A 5476-nucleotide genomic window follows, 5' to 3' on the forward strand; every position below is an offset into this window, starting at 1 on the left:
ACCAGCACTTCGCCGGCCCGTGGCCCTTCCAGCTGCACGGTCATCACTTCGAGCGGTTTTCCGGCCTGAACGGCAACGGCGGCGCGAACGTCCATGGGTTTCCTTTCGATTGTTACCAAATTTACCGCGGCGCGGCCTGAGTGCGAGTGTTACGTCGCAGATGAATGAGGGAGATTTTGATCGGCCGTTGTCACTCCGGATACGGTCGAGCTTGGCGGCGCGGCCTCACCACAAACGAGGACTGCAAACGAACGCATGTAAAGATCCTCCCGATGCGCGCTAACGGCTTTATCCCTGCCTTCCAGCAGCGCTATCTCTCGTTAACATACCATTTCGTATTTGCATACCCAAAAGTATCTGAGAAGCCGGAAAAACCAACTCGGCTGCCTATCCCAGGCCGGACGGCATAAGGGTTGCGCCCATACGGAAAAATACCGCCGCTTTGTGGCGACGGTATCCTTTCGGTAAGGGACCCTACGGTCCGGATTGTTTGATCAGCCTTGGTGCTCGCGGCCTTCCACCTGAATCACGAGCTCGACCTCATCACCGATCATTCCGAGCGCTGCCTTCATGCCGAAATCGCTCCGCTTCACCTTGGTTGTCGCGCTGAAGCCGACCACGTGGCTTTTGTCCCACGGGTTCTGGCCTTCCTTATTGAACTTGACATCCAGGGCAGCGGACTTGGTGACCCCGGCAATGGTTAGGTCGCCAATAATTTGTCCCGTGGTGTCGGAGGTTTTCTTGAATTCCTTGCCGACGAAGGTGATTTCCGGAAATTCCGTCGCATTGAACCAATCGGCGCCCTGTATGTCGCCGTCGCGCTGCTTGTTGTTCGTCGAGATCGAACCGACCGCGACTTTGACATCAAGGCTGCTTCCCTCGGGCTTCGTGGCATCGAATTCGAAAGCGCCTGAGAATTCCTGCGCGACGCCAATCACTTTCGAGAAGCCGAGGTGATCGATGTAAAACGCGATCCCTGAATGGACCGGGTCGATGTCGAATTTGGTGGCCCAGGCGGGCGACACTGTTCCGGCGAGCGACGCCATCGAAAGCAACAATGCTGCAAGTCTGTGTTTCATTTTCATTCTCCTCCTCATATTAAGCTGGAAAACTCGATCCATAGTCCAGGAACGCGACAACGACCGCCAACGCGGCCGGAAGCGCAGCCAGGGCGATATGGACGAAAAGGCGCGGAAACTGCCGAGATACAGCAAGCAGCCGGCAGATACCCTCCGAGAACACTGGCAGCACAACGCAGAGGCCGAGGATCGCGATGGCGATGGGATCGGCTTTGCGCGTGATCAATATCACGGTGTAAGCGACGGAAATCAGTCCACCCAATGCACCGGTCGCCGAAGCGCCGCCAAAGCGGAAAACGGGATTGATGATGTGTACCAGGAGAATTCCCAAGCAACCCGCTGCGAGCATCAGACAGAGCTGAAACGAAGAGGACGATGCACCTAGAAGGGCTATCGGCGCGAAGCCGAGCGCGAGCACGGCAACGACGCCGCCTCGCTTTACGTCATCCTCCACGCGAACCGACGCCCCGCGCAAGACGAGCCACACTATAGCCACGCCAGCCGTTGCAGCAGCCACCACGTCCCACGTCGCCACTCCCAAGCGGGGCAGGCCAATATAGAATGCGGCCGCCACCGGCTGAAAAAGCGACACAACTCGAACCGCGCGTTGGGCGGCGATCTCGACCGCGAACCCCACCGCCGTCCCGATAACAATCACATAGAATACCTTGTTGACCGCCCCGACAGGCGGAAAAGCCGGCACTTTGTTGTAGACGAGCCAATAGGCTGCCAGCAAGGCAGCAGGCATTAGGAGGTCAGTGGGGCGCATCAGGCGGCGCCAGCGCATCAGGCCCGACGCGATAATGCCGACGAGCACCATGGCGAGCAGGGACGCGGCCAGCGCCTCCTGCGGGGAGTTGCCAAATCCAAACATGCGAAGTCTTCCGAATTGCGAGATGTATATCCTGCAGCGCCAGCACGCTGACGCGTGCACCCGGCGCCGACAAAACCGGTGCCTTAGCCTCCGGCTTGCGTGCTTCGACAGTTCACTGTCATCTTACCTTTGCTCATAATCCCCCCCATAGCCCGCATGCTCCTCAACAGCGGTCGACGCAGTCTGTAGTTTAAATACCAGATGGTTTTCACATACCAAATAGACTTTGAAGGAAACCTAGTCTTTGAATTTTTAGATGTCAAGCTTGCTATAGGCGCAATGTGGGTGCTTTCCCCCCGCTGCGCCGCAGCTTCGACGATCGACAGAATGTTGACAGGTCAAGTGCGTGCGGGACGATTAAGGCAGAGCCGCCCGTTTCTCATGTCGACGGCAGATGGCCTCTGTCAGGCTTTTGCAGGGACACCGGGCGTGGTTGCCCGCGACGAGCGGTACATGTCTCGCAAGACGACCCGGACCATGTCCCCAGGCGCTCCGTCCTTGAGGAAGCTCGAAATACCGCCATAGGTGAGCTCGAGAACGATACCGCCGATATAGAATGGGCTCGCAGGAGGCTGCATAACGAGATCCAACTTGTCGATGAGGATCTTACCTACGCCTTCCCATTGATCCCGGAAAAGCTTGATGTGACGATCTCCCAGCGTGTGATCATGCTGTGCCATGCGCAGCAGCTCGATCGCCAACATCCCCCACTTGCGGTCATCTCCGCGATTGTTCGCCCACGTTGCGAGAACGTCGATGAGGTCCATCGGGTCATCACATTTCCCGAGAAGTTCCGTCAGTTGGACCACGTCGCCACCGGCATTGCCGGCGAGGAGTTGGAGGAAGATGTCTTCCTTGTTGGCAAAGTTCGAATAGAACGCTCCTTTCGAATAACCGGCCTCCTCGGCGATCCGCTCAATCGAAGCCCCAGCGTAACCGTAGCGTGCCATGACTTCATACGCCGACGCTAGAAGCTTCTCTTTCGTTCGAGCCTGACTTTGCTCACGTGTCAGCCGTGCCATTCGCAATTCCCGTTCTCGCGTATCCGGACACCGAGGCGTACCTCAAAATGCAGTGATCATACAAGAGCCGTTAGCAGACAAATGAGTGCCCAGAAGATCGGATACTCCGGCCCCATCTTCTGCCAGCGCCAGTTCATGCCATTGATCTTCACGACCGCGTAGCCGGCCCCGAGCAATACCGAGGCACCTACGACGGCTGCAACCCTGGGGTAGACAGTAAAAGTCATGCCCACTGCGGCACATCCCTCAGCAACCATGGTAAGGCCCACGAAAAGTCTTCCGGGCTTGAAACCCGCCGCTTCGAATGTACTCCCGGCTTTCTCATAGTGCAGGCCCTTGCCGATGAGATGCGGAATGAACCAGACGCCGCAGAGAATGCGGAGCCAGTCAACCAAAACGAAATCCATTTCTCCTCCTTGACGCCGGCCTCCGCCGGGTCGGCGAGGATAGTTGCCATTCCCCGCTTGCCTTTTCAGATACTAAACGGTATTCACAATCCATATAGGATGTCAATACGACGCAATCTTTGAGTTTGGGAGGAATACCAATGGAACTGATGCGTGCCGCCCGGCTTCATGCCGTGGGTCAGCCGATGAGCATTGATGAGGTCGAGCGTCCGAAGGCCACCGGAAGTGACGTGATCGTCCGCGTGAAAGCCTGCGGAATGGTTCCGAATCTCGCGAACGTTCTGGCCAACTGGGAGACTTGGTATCCGCAGATGCCATTGCCGCCACGGCCCGCGATTCATGGCCTCGATCCAAGTGGAGTGGTTCACGAGGTCGGTCCCCAAGTGGTCAGCATTAAGCCGGGCGACAGGGTGTACGTGAATCCCGGCCGCTTCTGTGGTGCATGTCATCATTGTTCTTCGGGCAAGCCGCAGGCCTGCGAATATTGGACGCTTGGCGGTTACTTCGGCTACAACCAAAAAAGCATGGATATGTTCGCCCGTTATCCTTACGGCGGGTTCGGCGAATTCATGCTCGCACCGCAGGCTCAGGTCATCAAAATCCCCGACAATATGACGTTCGTCCAGGGTTCCCGTATGGGCTATCTCGGCACCTCCTATGCCGCGCTCAAAAAATGCGGTCCGCTCGTGGGTAAGACTCTGATCATCAACGGCGCCACTGGGACGCTAGGCTTGGGTGCAACGCTGTTCGCATTGGCGATGGGCGTTGCCAAAATCTACGCCGTGGCCAGGGGCGAGACATTGCTTAAGCGGCTGAAAGCGATCGCGCCGGACCGGATCGTCACGTTCTCGAACGTGAAGGGATCCTCGGGAGCTTTCGTCAAGGAGCAGACTAACGGGAGCGGCGCGGACTTGATGCTTGATACGCTCGGCGCCAAGGCGCCGCTCGACTCCATGCTGGACGCCATGGGTGGCGTCAAACGGGGAGGGCGCGTCGTCAATATCGGCGGCACGTCTGGGGCTTTGCCCGTCGACGTCAAATGGTGGATGGACGAGCAGATGGAATTGATCGGCTCGGTTTGGTTCACGGCCGCAGAAGGGGTGGAGATTGCGGCGATGGTCGCAGCAGGGATCATCGACATGTCGGTCATGTCACCGATGGTTTGGCCGCTGGAGAGGATCAATGAAGCCATTTCTGGTGTCGGAAAGGACGAAGGCGGCTTCACCTACTACGCTGTCGAACTGTAGCGGAGTTCCAATCGAGCGGCCTAATCGCTGATCGGCCACCTGCCGATCTGAAAGCCGGGCGCAGTTGTCTGGCCAAATAGGAGGAAAGAAGCAATGGCAACCATACACCCTTACGTCGATGGGGGATTGAAAAAGGGCGGCGGCCCGTTCGCTGGAGGCACTCTCGTATGTGAGTGCACGACGAACCCTGTAAAGGTGAAGATCAACGGCGATATCGCCCATAATCATGCCTGCGGCTGCACCAAGTGCTGGAAACCGGTAGGCGCAAACTTCTCGATTGTTGCAGTGGTACCCACGGAAGCCGTGGAAGTCGTTGAGAACGGCGATAAGCTCACGGTCGTCGACGCAACAGCCCTCATCCAGCGACACGCCTGCAAGGAGTGCGGTATCCATATGTATGGGCCGGTGGACCGGGATCATCCGTTCAAGGGCTTATCCTTCGTCCATCCTGAGCGTTTCGAAGAAGAAGGATGGGCGGAACCCGGATTTGCCGCTTTCGTATTCTCAATCATCGAGGCTGGCTATGACCCCTCGAAGATGGATGCAATCCGTGAGCGTCTCACCGAACTGGATCTTGCGCCTTATGACTGCCTCTCACCTGGTCTGATGGACTACATCGCCACGTGGACGGCAAAGAAGAGCGGTGTCCTGGCGGCTTAGATCGCAAAGAGCCGGACAGCGGTCCGGCTCCCAACCGGAGCCAGTTCAGGAAAGTTCCATAATTCAGCTTATGCCGCAAATTGTTGTAGCGGGGTACATTCTATTTCCAAGTGCGACATGCTTATAAAAACAATGGCTTCGCCTTGGAGATATATGCATGTCCCTTTGCTATTCGCAGCTCACCCTG

At 57.2% G+C, this 5476-nt stretch carries 6 protein-coding genes and 1 pseudogene; 2 read left to right on the forward strand and 5 right to left on the reverse strand.

Features of this window, described 5'->3' with window-relative positions:
• From FHT69_RS34000 to FHT69_RS33855, 5 genes and pseudogenes are all read right to left on the reverse strand, one after another.
• Positions 1–95 (reverse strand): annotated as a pseudogene (locus FHT69_RS34000) (GNAT family N-acetyltransferase); the annotation flags it as partial.
• Between the two features lie 399 nt (positions 96–494).
• Entirely contained in the window at positions 495–1046 is a 552-nt protein-coding gene (locus tag FHT69_RS33840) for a YceI family protein (protein ID WP_246780798.1), read from the reverse strand.
• Positions 1047–1098: 52 nt separating this feature from the next.
• Positions 1099–1953: a hypothetical protein gene (locus FHT69_RS33845; RefSeq protein WP_183906612.1), complete on the reverse strand. Its 855-nt coding sequence runs from the start codon at positions 1951–1953 to the stop codon at positions 1099–1101.
• Positions 1954–2357: 404 nt separating this feature from the next.
• Entirely contained in the window at positions 2358–2975 is a 618-nt protein-coding gene (locus FHT69_RS33850; protein WP_052213400.1) for a TetR/AcrR family transcriptional regulator, read from the reverse strand.
• Positions 2976–3031: 56 nt separating this feature from the next.
• Positions 3032–3382, reverse strand: a complete 351-nt coding sequence (locus tag FHT69_RS33855) for a DoxX family protein (RefSeq protein ID WP_063473982.1) — start codon at positions 3380–3382, stop codon at positions 3032–3034.
• Positions 3383–3522: 140 nt separating this feature from the next.
• Here FHT69_RS33855 and FHT69_RS33860 point away from each other — a divergent pair, with 140 nt between their 5' ends.
• The gene (locus FHT69_RS33860; protein WP_183906613.1) at positions 3523–4629 is read left to right on the forward strand and encodes an alcohol dehydrogenase catalytic domain-containing protein; all 1107 of its coding nucleotides are present in this window, start codon (positions 3523–3525) and stop codon (positions 4627–4629) included.
• A gap of 93 nt (positions 4630–4722) precedes the next feature.
• On the forward strand, positions 4723–5289 hold the full coding sequence (gene gfa, locus FHT69_RS33865) for an S-(hydroxymethyl)glutathione synthase (protein ID WP_183906614.1): 567 nt from the start codon (positions 4723–4725) through the stop codon (positions 5287–5289).
• Positions 5290–5476 lie beyond the last annotated feature (187 nt).

The sequence above is a fragment of the Rhizobium sp. BK008 genome, assembly GCF_014197345.1.
Taxonomy (GTDB): domain Bacteria; phylum Pseudomonadota; class Alphaproteobacteria; order Rhizobiales; family Rhizobiaceae; genus Rhizobium; species Rhizobium anhuiense.

Coding starts and splice junctions, on each gene's coding strand:
- FHT69_RS33840 (WP_246780798.1), bottom strand. CDS start 1,046: ATGGCGTCGCTCGCCGGAACAGTGTCGCCCGCCTGGGCCACCAAATTC.
- FHT69_RS33845 (WP_183906612.1), bottom strand. CDS start 1,953: ATGTTTGGATTTGGCAACTCCCCGCAGGAGGCGCTGGCCGCGTCCCTG.
- FHT69_RS33850 (WP_052213400.1), bottom strand. CDS start 2,975: ATGGCACGGCTGACACGTGAGCAAAGTCAGGCTCGAACGAAAGAGAAG.
- FHT69_RS33855 (WP_063473982.1), bottom strand. CDS start 3,382: ATGGATTTCGTTTTGGTTGACTGGCTCCGCATTCTCTGCGGCGTCTGG.
- FHT69_RS33860 (WP_183906613.1), top strand. CDS start 3,523: ATGGAACTGATGCGTGCCGCCCGGCTTCATGCCGTGGGTCAGCCGATG.
- gfa (WP_183906614.1), top strand. CDS start 4,723: ATGGCAACCATACACCCTTACGTCGATGGGGGATTGAAAAAGGGCGGC.